This window comes from Paenibacillus sp. FSL H8-0283, from assembly GCF_045040675.1.
GTDB lineage: Bacteria > Bacillota > Bacilli > Paenibacillales > Paenibacillaceae > Paenibacillus > Paenibacillus amylolyticus.
The window spans coordinates 6,372,824-6,394,100 of the sequence record NZ_CP150295.1 but is presented as its reverse complement, the minus strand read 5'-3'; the positions used below and the strand labels follow the sequence as shown (position 1 = coordinate 6,394,100).

At 46.0% G+C, this 21,277-nt stretch carries 10 protein-coding genes; all 10 read left to right on the top strand.

Going from position 1 to position 21,277, the window contains the following annotated elements; all coding sequences use genetic code 11:
- Positions 1 to 136 precede the first annotated feature (136 nt).
- Positions 137 to 3,913 (top strand): SwmB domain-containing protein, encoded by a 3,777-nt coding sequence (locus MHI52_RS28170; RefSeq protein WP_405158023.1) that lies wholly within the window; start codon positions 137 to 139, stop codon positions 3,911 to 3,913.
- A 195-nt stretch (positions 3,914 to 4,108) separates the two neighbouring features.
- The gene (locus MHI52_RS28165; protein WP_405158022.1) at positions 4,109 to 5,758 is read left to right on the top strand and encodes an RHS repeat domain-containing protein; all 1,650 of its coding nucleotides are present in this window, start codon (positions 4,109 to 4,111) and stop codon (positions 5,756 to 5,758) included.
- A gap of 58 nt (positions 5,759 to 5,816) precedes the next feature.
- Entirely contained in the window at positions 5,817 to 6,110 is a 294-nt protein-coding gene (locus tag MHI52_RS28160) for a hypothetical protein (protein ID WP_405158021.1), read from the top strand.
- A 552-nt stretch (positions 6,111 to 6,662) separates the two neighbouring features.
- On the top strand, positions 6,663 to 9,386 hold the full coding sequence (locus MHI52_RS28155) for a stalk domain-containing protein (protein ID WP_405158020.1): 2,724 nt from the start codon (positions 6,663 to 6,665) through the stop codon (positions 9,384 to 9,386).
- A gap of 47 nt (positions 9,387 to 9,433) precedes the next feature.
- The gene (locus MHI52_RS28150) at positions 9,434 to 10,594 is read left to right on the top strand and encodes a sensor histidine kinase (protein ID WP_192135010.1); all 1,161 of its coding nucleotides are present in this window, start codon (positions 9,434 to 9,436) and stop codon (positions 10,592 to 10,594) included.
- Between the two features lie 7 nt (positions 10,595 to 10,601).
- Positions 10,602 to 11,324 (top strand): response regulator transcription factor, encoded by a 723-nt coding sequence (locus tag MHI52_RS28145; protein WP_026081439.1) that lies wholly within the window; start codon positions 10,602 to 10,604, stop codon positions 11,322 to 11,324.
- A gap of 357 nt (positions 11,325 to 11,681) precedes the next feature.
- Complete coding sequence (locus MHI52_RS28140; RefSeq protein WP_074092505.1) at positions 11,682 to 12,059, top strand: hypothetical protein; 378 nt, start codon at positions 11,682 to 11,684, stop codon at positions 12,057 to 12,059.
- Between the two features lie 456 nt (positions 12,060 to 12,515).
- Positions 12,516 to 14,405, top strand: coding sequence for a helicase-related protein (locus MHI52_RS28135; protein ID WP_405158019.1), 1,890 nt, complete (start codon positions 12,516 to 12,518; stop codon positions 14,403 to 14,405).
- 298 nt (positions 14,406 to 14,703) lie between these two features.
- The gene (locus MHI52_RS28130) at positions 14,704 to 15,366 is read left to right on the top strand and encodes a ComF family protein (RefSeq protein WP_405158018.1); all 663 of its coding nucleotides are present in this window, start codon (positions 14,704 to 14,706) and stop codon (positions 15,364 to 15,366) included.
- A gap of 249 nt (positions 15,367 to 15,615) precedes the next feature.
- Entirely contained in the window at positions 15,616 to 21,159 is a 5,544-nt protein-coding gene (locus MHI52_RS28125; protein WP_405158017.1) for a fibronectin type III domain-containing protein, read from the top strand.
- Positions 21,160 to 21,277: the final 118 nt, after the last annotated feature.

The following is a 21,277-nucleotide window of genomic DNA, read 5'->3' as shown; positions in this document are numbered from 1 at the left end:
CACTGCTTGTCATGGACAAAGGAAAAATTATGGAATAAATCCCCAAATAACTAAATGAAATCCCTTCTCTAACCGAAATACATAATGAGGTCTGTTCATCAGACAGGAGAAGAAATGCAGATAAGGGGGAAGATCAGTGGAATTGAAGAGAATTGCAAGAAAAGGCATGCTCGGAATCTTAATTGTTATGCTGACCGCTCAAGGTTGGCTTACGGGTTGGAGTGGAGTCGAACAGGGAGCATATGCTGCACACGTATTAAGTGCAAATGGAATAACGAATACTGTTCCGGCCGTGAAAGGAACGAATGTGGATAGTTCAATACCATTCGTTATTGATTTTGATAAACCTGTTCAGAAGGCACCAGGTACACAAAGTTCAATCTTGATTAAGCGTTTGGATGACAATACAACGATGGGTTCGGTGCTGGTATCCAGTGAACAAGTCGTGATTGATCCCACACCACCGATTACAGATCCTACGACACCGGATGCGGGAGACAACACACCTGTACCAGCTACTGGCCTACGAGTGACGATTACACTGGGCAAGACTCTACCGGGAGCAACATACTACGTAGAGATAGATAATAAATCATTTGTTTACGCGGACAACACTGCATTTCCGGGACTGACTAACAAAGAGTGGACCTTCAGTACTCTGGGGCTAGGCTCAACTTCCCTTGTGAGTAGAGTTCCTGATAACGCAGCAATGGTATCCCTTTCAACTAAGGTAGTAATGACGTTCGATAAGCCGGTAACCCCAGGTAGAGGGAATCTCATTATTTATCAGGGAAGAGTTGGTGGTACAGTATTTGAGCAGATTCCAGTAAACGCAGGAGCACCTCGAATTACAGGTTTTGGAACCAATACGATTACGATCGTTCCCACGAATAACTGGAACAACAACACTACATATTACATCGTAATGCCAGAAGGTTATTTGCGGGATAGCAATGAGAATGATATCAGTGCAATTAGTGGGAATGTTTGGGGATTCAATATCATATCCGATCCGACGTCACTCATGGTATCTACTGTATCTCCCGCAAACGGTACTACCAATGCACCTTTGACGGGAAATTTAACAGTTACGTTCAACAAAGAACTTGATCCGAATTACATTCAGAATGTAACGCTCAAAAAATCAAATGGAGCAACCGTTGCATCCAAGACAGCCATTAATAGTGCAAACAATAGACAATTGCTGATTACACCTGCGAACGCATTGGACAGCAACACGAATTATGTGGTAGACATCCCAGCCAATACGTTTCGTGATAAAGCAGGAAATACATTCACAGGCCTTAATGGGTCTACATCATGGGCCTTTAAAACATTAAGTGCAGATACAACTGCACCTGTGTTGAAGAATGCTAAGATGCATAGCAATAACACCATTCGCCTGACTTATGATGAGTGGCTGTACAGCACTAATTCGCTGAGTAGTACTTATGCTGTAACTGTAAATGGTGAAAAGAGGAATGTCAGTTCCACTTATATCTCAGGTGACAGTGTATATGTTGTCTTGGATACGGGTGTAGCGGTAGGACAGGTTGTGCGGATCGCATATGCACCCGGTACTACAGGTAATCGTCTTACAGATCAGTCTTCCAACGCTGCGGCTGCTTTTGGCGCAAGAGATGTGGAGAACGGTTTAGATTCTGTTATGTCCAAGCCGCGAGAAGGTAACGTGTATTACAGTACAATGACGTTGTACTATCCTGAGACGGTATATATCACTTCAAGTGATGCAGCAAGACAATTCAGTGTAACTGCGGATCAGTCGGCTGTAGGCATCAATAGCATCTCGGTTAACAATAGCTCGGTTGTGACGTTGAATCTCAGTCGATCCGTTACAGATGGTGAAGTCGTTCGTGTTGCATACACGCCAGGTTCATGGCCTGTAAAAGATACACGTGGACAGGCTCTTGCTGGATTCAGCGGCTTCTATGTCCGTAATTCAATTGATACCAAACCACCTGAGTTTAAGAGTGCTGAGGTGAGTGGTAACAAGTTATGGATGCGTTACAATGAACCACTGAACACGACGAATAAACCGCTCAACAGCCAATATTCTGTTCTGGTCGATGGTAAGCCAGTCTTCGTTAATGATTCCGAGATCGAAAATGATCTGGTTACGTTAACGCTGGCTTCAGCGGTGAAGGATACACAAAATATATCTCTATCATATGTACCTGGAGCATTGCGATTAACGGATCTGAACAATAACCCAGCAGGATATCTCAATCTGACTCCAGTAACGTACACATATGGAAATGGCAAAATCCTTTCGGCTACGCTTCAGGGAGACACGGTTCAGATTAATTTCCGTGATTCAATCCAGTCCCAGGCTGCACTAACAGCATCTCAGTTCAGTGTAGTGATTGGTAATTCAACCACAACTGTATTGTCTGCTTCAGCTTCTGGCTCTGTGGTGACGTTGAAAGTGGATACTTCAGCAGTAACATCGACAGCTACTCAGACGGGAACGGTGAGTTATGTACCTGGGGCAGTGCCGTTAAGGGATGCGTCGAATGTCACTGTAGCGGCATTTGGACCACTTACGTTGCAACAGACAAACAATAGTTCTACCAGTAGCCAGACGAACAGCCTTCCTGCCTGGTTAACAGAACTAGATGCATCGAGCTATGGTCAGTCTTTACTTGTGATGAACAATAATACGGCTTCTGCCGAGTCTGCGATGTCACGTAATAATCGCTCTACTCGTCAATTCAATGTGGATGCGACCAAGCTAATCAAGACCTTTGAATACGCATCGGCGGTCGGTAAGACCATGGAGCCTATTGTGTTTGAGATTCCCGATAGTGAATCTTCTGCGTATGTTGGATTCCCGTTGAATGCACTGACACAGATTGCGGCAAGCTATCGCACAGGTAGCATTGGTGTGAAATATGGAGATCGCCTTTGGACTGTTCCTCTTTCCAATCTGGATTTAACCGCTATGAGTCGAAGTGTAGGAACCACTGGAGCATCAACAGGTGTGCGTGAGCCATCCTTCTACGTGCAACTTGAGACGGTACCCGTGCTTGCGTCAGGTACATTGGATGGAATGCTTATTAACTCGGGCGCACAGAAGCTAGGTAATAATACGGATGTATATCTGTTTGCTTTTAATGGAAACAATAATCAGCGTATGGAACTTGATCTCAAAAGCCAGTTGTCTATGAAATTACCTGCAAATACCCCTACTGCCACATCCGTATATACTTATATCGATCCGGTTACGCTTATGTTATCCAACGTACCTAGTTCGTTTAAAAGTACGGCTGGGGGTATGGTTATAAAAGGCCAGATAAATGGCAATCAGACGGTAGCTCCGGTCACCCGTACCGTAAACTATCAGGATACGGCATCACATTGGGCTAGTGCAGTCATTAAAGAGCTCTCTGCGAAATGGATTATTAGTGCACCTAATGGATCCTTCTATAGACCGAATGAGAACATTTCACGTGCGGAATTTGCTGAATTGGTCGCTAGAGGTCTTGGACTGAATGGAGAACCTACCGCAGCAAGTCGTTTCCAGGACGTTCGCAACGGTAGTGTGACAAGTGCCTATATCGGTGCTGCCGCTGAAGCGGGAATCATTACGGGAAATACCGATGGTACCTTTAAGCCGGATCGCCCTATTACGCGTGAGCAGATGGCACTTATGATGGTACGTGCGATGAACTACGGTGGGAAAACAGTCTCTCTTCAATCTTCGGCTGCTACCACTCTATCCAAGTTCAAGGACAGCAACAAAATCCAGTCCAAGGATTCTGTTGCCAAAGCGGTGCAGGAGGGAATCATTCAAGGCATGACAGCCAGAACATTTGAACCTCAGGGAAATGCAACTCGTGCACAGGCAGCAGTGATGTTGAAACGGGTTTTGGACAAGTTAGGATATCTATAATTTAATAGGGACACTTCAAGGAAGCTCATTTCTTGAGGTGTTCTTTTTTTGTCTAAGGATGTAAGCTCTGTCTTACGTCTTAAGTCAAAGGCAAAGTTACTACAACCCTACATATGGTGTACCCTATCGGACATTTGATGTCCAAAAAGCAGGTGGTGATGCGATTACTACGACGAGATCGGCCGCAGAACATCGATGACTGATGATTATGGAAAGACCACGTACAGTTATCGTGCAGCAGATGGGGTGCTGAACGGAATGACGTTCCCGGATGGGACACGACTTGATTACGCACTCGCAACATCGGGAACGACGCCTGTGGATCGTATGACATTCAGTTATGCGTCCAATAGCTTGCTGGAGAAATTGTCGTTTGGCAAGGGTCTCAGCACAAGCTACCAGTTCAATGGCTATGACCTGTCGGGAATCACGATCTCTCAAGGGACATCTGCGGTGCAACAGTTCGCCTATGAATATGATGGAAATAAAAACATCACGTCTCGTACACAGAACGGGGAAACCGATCAATACACATACGATGAATTGAGCCGGATTCAGACCGAAACGGGCACACAAAAAGAAACGTATACTTATGACCCGAATGGTAACCGGTACAGTACCGGAAGTGGTAAGATATACGGTCTAAAGGATGCACAGTATACGTATGACAGCCAGAATCGTCTGATTAAAGCAACGGGTGAAGGCAAAACGGTAACCTACAGCTATAATGGAGATGGACTGTTGTATGAACGTACGGAAGGCGACCAAACGATTCGTTATTACTACGATGAAGAAGCCAAACTCATGGCTGAGGCCAGTGTAACTTCTGGAAAAGCAGAATTGACTTATGCTTACATCTATGATTTGTATGGACAACTGTGGGCACGTCAGGACAAGCAAACAGGCAAGCTGGAATACTACCAATTTAACGGTCACGGAGACGTGGTTGGACTCGTGGATGATGCCGGTCAAGTATTGAACCAGTATACGTATGATATCTGGGGGGGGCCATCAACGACGGAACAAACCGTCCCGAATATACTTCGTTATGCTGGCGAGTATTGGGATGAAACGATAGGGTTACAGTATTTGCGAGCCCGATGGTACGATCCAGGCATGGGTCGATTCATTGGTGAGGATACGTACGAAGGTGAACTGAACGATCCACTGAGTTTGAATTTGTATTCGTATGTAAACAATAACCCCTTGAAGTACGTGGACCCTAGTGGGCACATGCCAAAAAATCTCTTAAACGGCTTCTTGAAGGACTTCTTGAATGGTAGGAATGATGGAACGAAATATACAGATTTACAATTATCCGATGCTGTGTTGAATGCTAATGGAGATAATCGAATATATTTAGCGTTCCATGAAATTGCCCAAATTCATACAGCAAAAGCAATACATTTAAAAACAGGCTTGAACACAACTTTGGAATATCATATAGAACAAGAAATTGCATGGTGGCCTAATAAGCATTATTGGGTAGATATAGTAACATCAAACGGTCAAATGTGGGAATTAAAGGCCAGACGAGATGTTCCTTACGGTGATACTGACGGGTACTATGAAGATGCAGAAGAACAACTGACAAAATATCAATCTGTAAATGGAAAGCTTGTTAGGGGAGCGCAGTATCGAACAATAAAAGGAATAATTGTAGAAGGTGATTTATATATGGATATTGAATTTTTCGATAAAGGGAAGATATTCTACGAGTTCTATTTGAATTATGGTAATGGTAAAACTGTGTCAATGACAACTAGACAGGCAGAAAATTATGTGGATGCGAATCACTTGTACCCGCCTGAATTCAACTTTAAAACCAAAAAAAGGAGAAGGTAGTTTGACAACTAAACTAATTAGTTCCTTCCTTCTGATTCTGTTACAAATGGGGTGTAATATGGCTAATGAAAGTAATTTTGTATATGAAGCAACTTACGTAGTAGAAGTATTGGAAGCTTCTATAGAACATAAGGGCTTTCCAAAATCAGAGATAGTCAGGATTGACAATTTTTTTGATATGGATCTTTTTAGAGAAGAGGAGAACAGAATTCAAGAAAAGTTGATGAGTGTCTATATGGCCTTTCTGGGAAAAACTAATTTTAAGAATATTGACTCTGACGAGAATAATAAGTTGTTTAAACAACTAAACATGGAGTTAAATGAAATCTATGTGGAATTAGAATCAATGTAATGGTGCGGTGGACATGTTGTATCCAACTATAGAGATGCCATTTGAATTCACTCCTTTTTCGGTGATGTCCAAAACTGAAGCGAAGGAATACTATGTATAGTTAATAAAAGTCTTCCAAAATGTCAGAGAATATGAAAAGTTGTAATAATTGTACCCTATAGTGTGGACTTACTTAAAAAGTCCAACTATGGGGTGATTTTTTATTGAAAAATACATATCTGCTAAGTTCTTTGTGATTTCCTTACAATTAGATAAAGGGAAAGAAGAAGGGTAACTATTACCTAGATTACGCAATATGAAAGATTTCGAGAGTTATCATTGATTTATCAAGATTTAAATCCAACATCTGGATTTTTGTTAGATTCAGAAACGATTATTTGTGACAAGGTTTTTAACCAATATATACCTCAATCTTAGCTGGGGGCGTAACTTTTTCCACAAAAGGCAGTCTATTAATAGAAGAGTATACTAGAGATCTCGCTATCGGCTGCCTACTTGGCAGTGTTCGTGATGTCTAAGATTGATATACAAGATGGGAGAGACGTTTCAGACATGCTGGGGAAACATGAGAAACAGCTGGAAGACGTTAAGGGCAGTAAGGTGAAGAAATGGGCGATTGTGACGCTGGCGGGTGTGATCTGGATTGCACCGGTGATGAGCGCAGGTGGGCAGATGTGGTCAGGCACTTCGTGGCAATCGGTGGCCGCTGCAGCATCTACAAATACAAGCAAGTTGAGTGAGGAAATTCTGACTTCGGGTGCGAAGCTCATGAAATACAGATATACAACAACACGTTCCGGTTCCAAGGTCAACGTACTCGCGGATGTAGTCCAGGTGGATCTGCAGAACCCGTATGTGAAGCTGGATGTAATGACAGGCAAGGGCGGTAATCTGAACAGTAAACAGAGCACAGGTGCCATGGCTAAGGAAAACGGTGCAGTAGCTGCTGTAAATGGCGATTACTTCAATGTATCCGGGGAACTCTCGCCAATTGGTGGACAGGTCTCCGATGGCGTTCTGGTCTCCACACCTTCCGAACTGTCAGGCATGTATGCCCTCACGGTGACCAAGGATGGCAAACCGATGATCGATGAGTATTCTTTTGACGGAACAGTGAAGGCACAGGATGGTTCAACCTTTGCTTTGCGTGGGATAAATAAAGAGGATTATACGGTAGAGTCGGGTGCGGTGAAGTATAGTCATGCCAACTCGATGTATATTTATACACCGGCATGGACATCGAGCAAACGACCAAATGATCCTTCCACAACCCCAACAGAGGTTCTCGTGCAGAACGGAGTAATCACCCAAATCTCGGATAAAAAAGCGCTAAACATGACGGTGCCGAAGGATGGGTACATTTTGCGTGCGCATGGAACAGCGGCGACATGGATCATGAGCCATCTATCCGTTGGGCAAACCTTGGATGCGGATTACAAGCTAAAAGCCAAAACAACCGGGCAAACGGTTGATCCTAGTAACCTGGAGATGATGATTGGCGGTCATACCATTTTGGTGAACGGTGGAAAGGCAGCTTCCTTTTCCCGTGATATCGCATCTTCCGGCATTGGTGGCATTCGTGCAAGAACGGCAGTAGGATACTCCCAGGATGGTCGGTATGTCTACATCATTGCAGCGGAGAAAAACAGTAACAGCAGCGGGATGTCGCTGACGGAACTGCAATCCTTTATGACCAGTGTGGGTGTCTGGAAAGGCATGAACCTGGATGGAGGCGGCTCCACAACAATGGTAACACGTCCGCTAGGTGAGCAAACCGCTGGTCTGACGTTCAACACAGAGTATGGCACCGAGCAACGTCAGGTTGTAAACACGCTAGGTGTGTTCTCTACGGCTCCTGTAGGTAAACTGAAGGGCTTTGCCGTGAGTGGTAGCCAAACGTTGCTGGTGGGTCAAGAGGGCAAGTACACAGCCAAAGGATATGACACCTACTACAACCCGATCGCAACAGGCGATATCAGCATGTCCTGGAAGTCCAGCAACAACAGCATCGTGAGTGTCAGCAACGGTACAATCAAAGGCGTGAAGCCAGGCACAGCAACGCTGACGGCAACGAGCAATGGAGCTTCATCTTCTATTAAAGTATCGGTATTGGGTGGAAGTGAATTGGCTTCCCTGACAGCAGGATCAGGTCTCGGTTCGCTCCAAGCAGGCACAACGATGTCCATTCCTGTAACGGCAACAACGAAGAGTGGACAAAGTGTTACGGTTCCGGCAGACTCGCTGACATGGGAATTTATCGGGTTCAAAGGTAAGGTTACTGCTGACCAATTAACGGTATCTTCCGTTAATTCTGGTGCACAAGTAGGATATGCGATTGGTCGTTATGATGGTTACAGCACAGTCGTAGTACTCTCGGCTTCTGCAAGTGAAACGATCTGGGAGAACTTCGAGAACGTGAATTATCCGATTAACTTCACAACGAACGCAGCGGGTGTAACTGGTACGGCAACAGTCACAGCAGGAACTGGTGAAAAAGCCGGCTCCAATGTACTGCAACTCGGTTATGATATGACTGCTGGAACAGGCAAAATGTACGCTTATGCACAACTGAATGGCTCTACCGGTAGAGAGGTGTCTGCTGCAGCTACATCGATGTCAATGGATGTTATGGGAGATAAAAGCCTGAACTGGTTACGTGCCGAATTTACGGATGCCAATGGCAAAACGGTATATGCCGATCTCGCCAAGGCAATTGACTGGAACGGGTGGAAGAAGCTGAGTGTGGACCTGAACGGACTGAACATCTCCTATCCGGCGAAGCTGAAGCGGGTCTATGTGGTGAACGTGGAGGAAGGTCAGGATGAGCGTGCGAAATCAGGTACGGTTGCTTTTGACAATATCGCATTCACGATGCCTTCCAAGTCCAGTGAAGTCGGATTGCCTACGGGTACAGCTTCGCTTGTGCTTGGACAGAAATCGATGACGGTGAACGGAACGAAAAAAGTGATTGATGCAGCACCGGTCCTGAAAAATGGTACAACGTATGTGCCAATCAAACATGTTTTGGACGCTTTTGGTGGTCAGGCAAGCTGGGATAGCAAAAATCAGCGGATCACGGTATTACGTGGTGGCAAGCTGATTGATTTGATTGTAGGGCAGAAAGAATTCATTCTGAATGGTAAAAGACAGAGCGCAACTGTTGCACCATACGTAACGGGTGGTAGGACTTTAGTCCCGCTAAGACTCGTTTCCGAGCAACTTGGTCTGACTGTAAAATGGGAACAGAAAACGAAGACCGTTACCATCTCATCGTGATATGGTATGATATATACCGGAAACGATAGAAATGGAGTCGAACAAACGTGGATTTACAAGCCGATGCCATAGACCGCGTCATTAAAAACGCCATACAAGTCATGGAAAACAGCAAATATCAAATGTTCGAAATTATGGACGCAACTCGCGATGAGCTGAAAACACTCAACGAAGAGTTAAAGTCGGTACTGAAGGAGACGGCGGAAACGATCGAGAAAGTAGATCAATTGGAGCTGAACTACCGCCGTTCCCGGATCCGGCTGACTGAGGTTAGCCGCGACTTTGTCCGTTATTCCGAACATGATATCAAGCAGGCGTACGAGAAAGCAACACAGCTGCAGCTGGATCTGATGATTTATCGTGAGAAGGAAATGTATCTGAAGGCTCGTCGGGATGATCTGCAGAAGCGTGCCAAAAATGTGGAAGCTTCTGTGGAGCGTGCCGAGACCATCGGTTCGCAGATGGGTGTTGTACTCGAGTACCTGTCAGGTGAACTGGGTCAAGTGACCCGGATCATCGAATCTGCCAAAAATCGACAAATGATTGGTTTGAAAATAATTTTGGCCCAGGAAGAAGAGCGGAAACGTATTGCTCGTGAGATTCATGACGGGCCTGCGCAGATGCTCGCCAATCTAGTGCTTAGGACGGAAATTGTAGAAAGAATGCTCATTAAGCAGGATTTTAAGATGGTCCAGGCCGAAATAGTAGATTTGAAAGGCCAGGTTCGTTCCAGTCTTGAAGAAATGAGAAAAGTTATTTTCAATCTGCGTCCTATGGCACTGGATGATCTGGGACTGATTCCAACGCTTCGGAAGTATGTGCAGGATTTTGAGGTAAAAACGAAAATCCGGTCGCTTTTTGAAACAAGAGGTAAGGAACATCGTTTATCTTCAGCCATGGAGGCTGCAATCTACCGCCTCGTGCAGGAAGGTCTGTCGAATGCTGCAAAGCATGCTTATCCCACATATGTTGTAGTGGAAATTACATACCAGGCTCAGCTCGTCAAAATTGTCGTTCAGGACAATGGGCTTGGGTTCAAACCGGAGCTTCTTGCCAAGAAAAGCAAGGATCATACCCACTTCGGTCTGATTGGGATGAGAGAACGGGTTGAACTGTTAGAAGGAAGAATAGAGATTGAATCCGCAGAAAATCAAGGAACCAAAATAGTGATTCATATCCCGACAAACGTGGATAAGGGAAAGGAGTAGCAGGATGATGGAAAACCGTGATACTGGTAAAGCATCGATTAAAGTTCTTTTGGCTGATGATCATCAGCTGTTCCGTGAGGGACTGAAACGCATTTTAAATATGGAGGACGACATTGAGGTCATCGGTGAATGCGGCGATGGTATTCAAGTGCTCGAATTCTGCAATCAGGATAAACCTGATATCGTATTGATGGATATCAACATGCCAATCGAAAACGGGGTTGAAGCAACGGAGAAATTGCGTGAGCTGTTCCCTGATGTCAAAGTGATTATCTTGTCCATTCATGATGATGAAAGTTATGTATTTGAGACGCTTCGTAAAGGGGCTAACGGATACTTGCTGAAGGATATGGAGGCAGAGTCTCTGATCAATGCGATTCGTTCCGTGCATGAAGGACATGCGTTCATACATCCGAAAGTAACAGGCAAACTGATCATGCAGCTGCGTCGTATGACGTATCTTAATGAAACAGGGGCAATGAGTGAAGGCGCTTCGAAGGAAGCGGGCGTTAAATTTGTCGCTGGCGACAATAACCCACTCACACGTCGTGAGGCTGAAGTACTTCGCTTGATGGCAGAAGGTAAGAGCAATAAAATGATTGGTGAATTCCTGTTCATCAGTGAAAAAACAGTAAAAAACCATGTCAGCAGTATTCTGCAGAAGATGGAAGTGGACGACCGTACTCAAGCTGTTATCAATTCGATCAAATATGGTTGGGTTACGCTCTAATACCTTATGTTTTTTGTAAAGCAGTATTCTTATGGTAAGTCAGTCCATTGGTTGATTCAACCTAGACGAAGTATAGATTGGTGTTCACTCGCGCCCTTTCCAGAATGTTGGATTGGTCTGCGGGTTAATGGACTTTATCACTGCAAATGAGCAAAGTGTAAGGTTGTGCGGAACATATGTTCAAGCTTAGGCGTGAATGAATGACCTGGCCTGTCTTTCTTCGTCCGGTGTCGATCAGCGTGGAATATGAGTGATAGGAAATGCAAGTGTAACCCTTCAGGAAGTACAGCATATACTTGTTGTATACAGGGATGTTCGCCATGGGTGAGCATGACCTTCCGAGGAGGTGCAGTTGCCATGGTTGCTCATCTGACTATGATTCTGCTCATATACTTCCTGGCGGCAATGGCCGTTCATGCCATGCACCAGCGCCATCTTTCCCGTCCGGAATCTGAAGGTTTCGAGCAGATTCTGCTCATCCCTTCCAATCAGGCAGGGCGGATCGAAGGCATTGTAAGAGAACTTTGCCGGGAATTATTATACCGTGGTAAGAGCTTCAAGTTAACAGTTGTTGCTGATCGTACAGAAGCGGAAACGATTACGATTATTGAAAAGCTTATGCAAAGGCAAGGCATGGAGACATCTTATCTGCCTGCTGTCCCTGCTGATATTGAACGGGTAGCACAGACCGATCACACGTTTCGCCTGATTGATTTGCGTGAGTCAGAGCAATAAATCATCATGTGAACGGAAATGGGATTAACATTTCGCAGATCTACAGTGAAAAGATTACAGCAGAAGCTGTAGTCTTTTTTTGTAATTGTAGCCAAGTCTGCTTTTAAATTAAAAATGGGTTTTTATGCAATCTATGGTTATTGTCTGGGTTTTGACGAGTTCATGAGTATTAAAATAAACTTTTCGAAGTCAGAACTCTTAATTTAAAAGTATAGACGATTCAGATTGGAAAAAGTTTCGCAATTTTATAGAAAGATTCTGGTTATTAGCAGAATTGGTGTGATGGATCATGTTGTGTGACTAACCTTGTGATGTAAAGATTCAATTGGTATAGTGATAAGTAGATTGATCATACGAAGATGGAATATGGACATGAAGCACATGCTCCGGCGAACAGCCGGGTTGGCATGTGCTTTTTTTGCGTTCAGGAGAAAGTACGATGGGGGAGGAGATTAAATGAAGGTTGCTTTGTATGTGTGCCGTGTAGGGGAAGGGTGGAGCATGGTGTTATCACTCGATATTCGAGTGGATGTGGCTTGGTGGCTAGAGGGAGGAAGTGGGCGACATGTGCTGCGCTGGTTGCTGTTAGACAAGGCGTTACCGTTAAGTCAGGCATCCTGGTTGGTTGGACATTTTGAGATGGAGCGAGGTATGGATCAGTGGGGCCAGCACGAATGGCAGAGCTACCTTGCACGGAAGCTGGATGTGTATGAATTGGCCTCGGGGGAAACAGAGGCCAGAAAAGGTATAGCAGGCAAAGCGGGGAGTGCCGCTGCGCGTCGCATGCAGGTAGGTGGGATGCCAGAGCCGTATCCCGCCGGGCAGTGGGCTCAGCTGGAGCGGGACGCGGCCCTGCTGGCTGAGCGGATCAGCGGCCGCCAATTACTGGCGGCCGAGGCGGAGGCGTTGCTGGCGGACACCGCCCAGCCGCCAAAGGAGTGGCGCGCGGCTGCGCAGCTCGCGCGCTTGCATGGGCGGCTGAGTATCACAGCCGCCCTCGAAGGGCCTGCCACGCGCCGTCGGCACGCGTGGCTTGGACGCGCGCGGAGCGCGCCCCGCTGCCCCCGTTGTGGCAGCGAAGCCAGGCAGCGCGTGCCCTGCGCTGCCTGCGGCCTGGCGGCGTGCGCCTACTGCGAGGCTTGCCTCGCGCTGGGGCGCAGCCGTGCTTGTGCGCTGCTGCTACGCAGTGCAGCGCAAGAGGCCGTGCCACGATGCGGCGAAGCACCGCGTGGCACGGCCTTGGCCCCCACCGGCGGCGGGCTCGCCCGGTGGGGGCTTAGCGCAGCGCAGAGCGCGGCAGCAGCCGCGGCGCTTGCGTTTTTGGCCCGGCCGCCCGCAGGGGATGGGCCGGGGCGGTTCTTGCTGTGGGCCGTGACCGGGGCCGGCAAGACCGAGATGATTTTCCCCCTGCTCCAACATACATTGGACCGCGGTGGACGAGCTCTGGTCGCTACGCCGCGCAGGGATGTGGTGCTGGAGCTAGCCCCGCGTCTGGCCAAAGCTTTTCCGGACACCTCGCTCGCTACCCTATACGGAGGCAGTGACGAACGCTGGAAAGACGCTCAGCTCACGCTTGCGACCACACATCAACTAATGCGTTTTTATCAGGGATTTGATCTCGTCATTATCGACGAACTTGATGCATTCCCTTATCACAACGATCCCATGCTCGCTCACGCGGCAGCATCCTCCTGTAAGCCGGACGGGAATTTTGTTTATCTATCTGCCACACCGCCTGCTCGGCTCCAGAGGGAAGCAGCACGGGGGAAACTCAATCATGCCAAAGTTCCAGTACGTTTCCACCGTCATCCTTTGCCCGTGCCAAGATTGGTCAAGATGGTTACCGTTGCTGAATGTATTAAGATTCGAAATCTTCCTTCTGCCTTGAGGACTAACATCCAAATTTCATTGAAGCGTGACGCCCAGGTATTTGTCTTTGTGACACGCATTGCCCAGATTGAGGCGTTTGTGAACCTGATGCGTCGTACCTTTCCCGGAATCCATATCGAAGGAACTTCATCTCAGGATCCTGATCGCGCTAGCAAAGTTACAGCCTTTCGTGAACGCACAATTCGTTTGCTCGTAACGACAACAATTCTGGAGCGTGGCGTGACCATTCCGCGCAGTGATGTTTTTATATTGGATGCAGACAATGGTCTCTTTGATGAAGCGTCACTGGTCCAGATGGCGGGAAGAGCAGGGCGTTCCATGGATGACCCGGCGGGTAGAGTGGTTTTTGCATCATCTCGTCGGACGCGCTCACAGGTGAAGGCCGTTGCACAGATTCGGAAAATGAACACCATCGCTCGTCGCAAAGGCTACCTGCATCCACCATCCAAGACATAATTGTCATCTGCCCAGTTCGTATCCACATATCACAATACATTCCCGAGACTGGAGGTATGCCCCTATGCTCAACTGGCTCAGCAACATAACCGATCACGCGCAACACCTGACCCAGCGTCTTCATCACCTGCTCGCCCCGCCGGGAGCGACTTGTCTGACATGTGGGACTCGAGCGATTCTGTCTTCTACCTATCCAGGCATATGCCCACGTTGTGTGAAACAGATTCCATGGATTCGTTCCATCCGCTGCCTGCGTTGTGGTCGGGGAGTCGGTTGCCCGGACTGTGCTCGTCCACACTTGCAAAACCGTTCTTTTATCCTCAACCGCAGCGCCGTACAGTACAACGCTCTTATGAAAGAATGGATTGGCATGTACAAATTTCGGGGCCATGAACGATACGCGCCGCTCCTAACCGCGCTGTTGATTCAAGCCTTTCAAGCGATGAGCGAAGAACGAAATTCTGCTTTGGCAAAAGAACCCCCAGCCCCCGTGGCTCATTTCGCCACACATGCTCAACAAACGAAGCCGCAATGGCGGCCTGACGCGGTCACCTATGTCCCGGTGAGCAGCGAGCGGCTTGCCGAACGTGGCTTCAATCAGGCGGAGCGGCTGGCTGCTGGGCTCGCCACCGCCTGCCGCCTACCCATCGTTAATCTGTTGCAGCGCCAGATCAACACCACCAAACAAAGCTTCAAATCACGCGGTGAGCGAATTGAAACGATGAAGAACGCTTTTTCCATCAACCCGGATGGCATGCAATTAATTGAAGAGCTATACAGGGCATCTAATCTGCCAACACAGATGGGCATGTCACATGCCAAACCCATACAGTTACTGCTAATCGATGATATATACACAACAGGCAGCACCTTGGACGCTTGTGGGCGGGTTCTTATAAATGCTGGCTTCCACATGGAGATTCCGGTCGAGATTTACACGCTGACACTGGCAAGATCCTAGACAGTAAATCCAAGTAATAAATGACGTCCAGCATTCTTCAGCCACTTTAGATGGGTGATCTATACTGTATATTTAATAGTAGACAGGAAAATATGTTCCTTTATTAATCATTGGTACGTTAATGCGTGTCTCCATTCCATTATTTCGTTTGAAATATAGTTGTTTGATGAAATTATAAATGAAAGCGTAATAAGAAAATTTTTACATGTAAAAAAGAGGAATTGGTTTTCTCGCGCAGAATAGATAGTTTTGCCGTTCACCACAGGTGACAGCATAGGGAGTGGCACAACATATCTGTTGAAGGGGAGAACAAAAGTGGTCGTAGGAAAAAGAAAAAATGGATTTTACTTATGGACCGTCCGTCTACTAGTATTCATGCTGGTATTCGGACAGTTTGGCGTGTACGGGGGGAACCGGGCAGATGCCGCAACGAGTAATAGAATTATTGCATCCAGTAATGATTATCGTTTTGTATTATCAGAACAGAATGGAAATCTGATGGTGAATCAGAAACCGGTTGATTTGGGTTGGGTCAGATCATACAGCTTTTCAGCAACAGGGTATTCCTTCTCAAGAAGTCAGTCTATTAGAGGAACAGTTGAAGATATGACCAATGTTACCTTTGGTAAATATACTTCTACCTATACTGGGCAAGTAACTAATGCATTTATCGTTGACTTTTCCGAGGTGTGGGAATATTACAGTACCATGGAATATAGACAATCAGGTATGAATGTAGGTGTTTGGGACATCTCCAGAGTCGATGAATTTGGGATGGAAACACCCAGATATGTACAAAGTTATGAAGCCTCTCAACTTAGTTTGGTGATTAGTGCGGATACAGGTGCTGTGGTAGATTTTGTATCCAACCTTAATCCATATTACACACGCAAGGCAGAATCATTCAGCTTTGTTAAAGAGTCGGGAACAAAGGAGCCAATTACTACGGTTCCTGCTATTCCAACTGGCCTGGTAGCCACTGCGAATGATGCTACGATCAACCTTAACTGGTCAGCTGCACAACAAGCAGTTCAGTATGAGATTGAAGAAAATGGAGTAACTAAAGGTCCATTTTATGGTCTGAACTATACAAGTGGCCCTTATAAAAATAATACGAACTATACTTACAGAGTACGTGGTATTAATCAAAGAGGTGTAGGTGAGTGGAGTGTTCCATACTCGCTGAGAACTTTGCTTGAAAAACCGATCTTAACCGTAAAAGGCGAAGAGGGAAAGAATACATTGAATTGGAAATCTGTTGAATTTGCAGATCGATATCAATTGCGAATTGACGGAGGAGAACCTATTGAATTGGGCAATGTGAACTCATATGAGCATGACGATTTGGATGCCAATTCAACACATACCTATGTGCTGAAAGCTTTCTCAACTGACAATGAGAGTTCATGGAGTAAACCACTAAGTCAATTGACAGTACCTAACCGTGCAGATGGTTTGAAAATTACAGATGCTACATTGAATAAATTGTCTGTATCCTGGACTGCTGTTAAGGGAGCCACAGGATATGATCTGGAGATCAATGGGGCAGTTGTTGCGGTAACAGGAACAACATACAACAAGACTGGACTTGCAGCCAATACAGAATATACCTTCAGAATCAGATCCAAAAATTCAGGTGGGGTAGGAAGTTGGAGTGATCCAGTAACGGGCACCACTCAATTGAGCACACCTGTAGTTCAGTCTAATGCCACGGCAGAGGAAGTTGTACTTGTATGGGCTCCAATTGAAGGTGCAACTTCGTATGAGATTGAAGCAGATGGAGTTGTTTCTTCAGGTTTAGAAGATCCAATCTTTAACCACACCAATCTGACATCAGGCACAGCGCATAAATATCGTGTGCGGGCAATCAATGAGACAAATACAAGTGCTTGGACACCAGTAGTAACGCAAAATACCTTGCCTGGCTCTGTCGGTGGATTGAATGTGAGTGCAGTCACCAATGCAGCCATTACGGTAAAATGGAATGTGGTTACCGGTGCTACAGGCTACGATCTGGAAATTGACGGCACTCCGATTTCTTTGACAGCTACAAGTTATACGAAGAGTGGACTCGTCGGAAACACGGAACACACTTTCCGTATTCGTTCAAAGAACGTTGCAGGTGCAGGAGCCTGGAGCGAAATAGTAACAGGTCGTACGCAATTTAATCTTCCTGTATTGAAGGCATCCTCTGAAGAAACAGCAATCACATTGACGTGGACATCCATACCAGATGCTACTGGATATGAAGTTGAAGCAGATGGTGTAATTGTTGCGAATGTAAGTGAATCAAACTACACACACGAAAATATATTACCAGGTACTTCTCATAAATATCGTGTTCGTGTAGCTACTGACAATAACACAAGTGCTTGGACAGCTGTCCTGACACAGAGTACATTGCCTGCAATAGTATCAGGTCTCAATATAACATCCACAACAAACACCACAATTGCCTTGAAATGGAGTGCAGTGACCGGTAGCTCTGGATATGACTTGGAGATTGATGGAGTGGTAGTTCCAGTTACTGGTTTAACATATACGAAGAGTGGTCTTACAGCGAATACGGACCATACGTTCCGTATCCGTTCCAAGAATACTGCAGGTGTGGGTGTGTGGAGTGACGTAGTAAGTGGCACGACTCAACTCAATACGCCTGTTCTGAAAGCATCTTCCCAAGAAGATGCAATTACAGTAACTTGGGCAGATGTTACAGATGCAACCAAATATGAAGTGGAGGCAGATGGTATTGTTGTAGCTACGGTTACGACGCCAGTCTATATGCACGAGAGTTTGACTCCAGGAACAACGCATAAGTATCGTGTACGAGCCCTGACGGAGATGAACGTTAGCCCTTGGACTGCACTTCTCACTCAGAATACTTTACCGGGTTCAGTCACAGGATTGAGTGTAACCTCTGCAACCAATGTCGCTATCGCGCTTAAGTGGAATGCCGTAATTGGAGCAACGGGCTACGACTTGGAGATTGATGGCACGGTAGTAGCTGTAAGTGGATTAACATACAACAAGACAGGTCTTGCAGCCAATACGAATCATACGTTCCGGGTTCGCTCTAAAAATACGGCAGGTGCCGGAGTATGGAGTGATCTCATTGATGGTACGACATTGTTGAATACCCCTATTTTAAAAGCTTCCTCGGAAGAGACTGCTATTACAGTAACATGGGCAGATGTATCAGATGCGATCAAGTATGAGATTGAAGCAGATGGCTCAATTGTTGCAACAGTTAATGAGCCGAAATATGTACATTCAAGTCTTCAGCCAGGAACAGCTCATAAGTATCGTGTACGAGCATTGACAGATACAAACAACGGGGCTTGGACTGCTGTCTTAAATCAAAATACACTACCAGGTTCAGTTACTGGACTGGGTATTACCTCTGTAACGAATACAACAATGGCTTTGAAATGGAATGCTGTAACCGGAGCAACAGGTTATGAGCTTGAAATTGATGGCACGGTAGTAGCTGCTACTGGATTAACCTACAACAAGACCGGACTTGCGGCTAATACGGATCATACGTTCCGCGTTCGCTCCAAAAATGCGGCAGGTGCCGGAGCGTGGAGTGATGAGGTAAGTGGTACAACGTTATTGAATACCCCTGTTCTAAAAGCTTCCTCGGAAGAGACTGCGATTACATTGACATGGGCTGATGTAACAGATGCAACCAAGTATGAGATTGAAGCAGATGGAGTTGTTACTGGTACAATTAGCGAACCGAAATATGTGCACACTAGTTTGCTTCCAGGAACGGCGCATAAATATCGTGTACGTGCACTGACGGACTCTAATACAGGTGCCTGGACTGCGGTGCTGACGCAAAATACGATACCTGCTTCGGTTACTGGTTTAAGTATTAGCTCCGTTACCAATGTAGCCATTGCCTTAAAATGGACGGCAGTAACGGGAGCAACAGGATATGATCTTGAGATCGATGGTACAGTTGTACCAGTAACGGGAGTAGCTTATACGAAGAGTGGGCTTGTGACAAACACGGATCACACGTTCCGTATTCGTTCTAAAAATACAGCAGGTGCAAGTATATGGAGTGAGATTGTAGATGGCACAACTTTACTTAACACACCTGTGCTGAAGGCTTCTTCTGAGGAACAAGCGGTCACCTTGACATGGCCTGAAGTTAAAGATGCAACCAAATATGAGATTGAAGCGGACGGAGTCTTAGTGGGTACTGTTAAGGTGCCTACTTATACTCACAATAATCTGATAGCTGGAACAGCACATAAATACCGCGTACGCGCTCTGACCGAAACCAATGTTGGAGCTTGGACTGCGGTCTTGACACAAAATACGTTGCCTGGTTCTGTGACCGGGCTAACGGTAACAAGTGTAACGAACACAGCTGTTGCTCTGAAGTGGAACGCAGTCTCAGGAGCGACGGGATATGACCTTGAAATTGATGGCACGGTGGTACCTGTTAGTGGAGTGGTTTACACCAAAACGGGACTTATCGCCAATACGGATCATACATTCCGTATTCGTTCCAAAAATACTGCTGGAGCTGGAGCTTGGGGAGATGTAACAGATGTTACAACCCAGTTAAACACACCTGCTCTGAAAGCAACATCAGAGGAAACAGCTATTACTTTGAATTGGCTTGATATTAAAGATGCAACTAAATATGAAATTGAGGCAGATGGAACAATTGTTTCTACAGTAACCGATCCCTCATATGTTCATAGTAATTTGCTTGCAGGAACATCGCACACCTATCGTGTGCGTGCATTAACGGATAAGAACAGCAGCGCTTGGTCTACGGTCTTGACTCAAAACACTTTCCCGGGCATTGTGACCGGATTGAGTATGAATTCTGCAACAACAGTAGCCATTGCTATGAAGTGGAATGCAGTTACGGGAGCAACAGGATATGATCTGGAAATTGACGGTAAAATAGTCGCTGTAACCGCTTTGGCTTATACCAAAACAGCACTTCTAGCCAATACAGAGCATACCTTCCGCATTCGTGCCAAAAATGCTGCCGGCATTGGTAGCTGGAGTGAGATTGTAACCGCCTCGACCCAATTAAATGTACCAACAACGCTGAAAGCTGCACCTGAAGAAACGGCAGTTACGCTGACATGGAATGAAGTTGCTGGTGCAACAAAATATGAGATTGAGGCAGATGGCATAGTGGTTGCTACTGTAAGTGATCTCTTGTATGTCCATAATGGAGTACTTGGTGGAACCATTCATAAATATCGTATTCGTGCCCTGACCGACACTAATGTGAGTGCATGGACAGCAATATTGTCCCAAACTACGTTGCCTGCAAGTGTCTCAGGCTTGAGTATTAACTCTGCAACCACAGCGGCTATTGCGCTGAGATGGAGTGCTGTAACTGGAGCTACCGGGTATGATCTGGAGATTGATGGTACGGTGGTTGCCGTGAGTGGAGTAGCTTATACGAAGAGCGGACTTGCACCAAATACGGAGCATACTTTCCGGATTCGTGCCAAAAATGCTTCTGGTGCGGGAGTTTGGAGTGAGATCATAACGGGAATGACTCAATTAACTACACCTATGCTGAAGGGAACTTCGGACAAAACAAACGTTTTTCTGACTTGGGACTCGGTTGGGGGAGCTTCGTCTTACGAAATTGAAGCCGATGGGCAAATTGTGGCGACTGTCAGTGATACAACGTTTATTCATTCTGACCTGTTACCGTTCAGTTTGCATAAATATCGCATTCGGGCATTCAATGATCAGAACACAAGCATATGGTCTTCTGTACTAAGTATTAGAACATTGAATTAGTAATGTATAAGGGGGAAAGGGTTTGCATATATGTGCATCCTGTTCCCCTTTTTTGCTTTGTAAATAGACTATGGCTTCATCAGAGAAAATAAGGTAATGTATAATTATTATCTATTCG

What these genes read in the sequence shown, in the direction of transcription:
- MHI52_RS28145 (WP_026081439.1), top strand. Translation starts at nt 10,602, where the DNA reads ATGGAAAACCGTGATACTGGTAAAGCATCGATTAAAGTTCTTTTGGCT.
- MHI52_RS28165 (WP_405158022.1), top strand. Translation starts at nt 4,109, where the DNA reads ATGACTGATGATTATGGAAAGACCACGTACAGTTATCGTGCAGCAGAT.
- MHI52_RS28155 (WP_405158020.1), top strand. Translation starts at nt 6,663, where the DNA reads ATGCTGGGGAAACATGAGAAACAGCTGGAAGACGTTAAGGGCAGTAAG.
- MHI52_RS28140 (WP_074092505.1), top strand. Translation starts at nt 11,682, where the DNA reads ATGGTTGCTCATCTGACTATGATTCTGCTCATATACTTCCTGGCGGCA.
- MHI52_RS28135 (WP_405158019.1), top strand. Translation starts at nt 12,516, where the DNA reads ATGAAGGTTGCTTTGTATGTGTGCCGTGTAGGGGAAGGGTGGAGCATG.
- MHI52_RS28160 (WP_405158021.1), top strand. Translation starts at nt 5,817, where the DNA reads ATGGCTAATGAAAGTAATTTTGTATATGAAGCAACTTACGTAGTAGAA.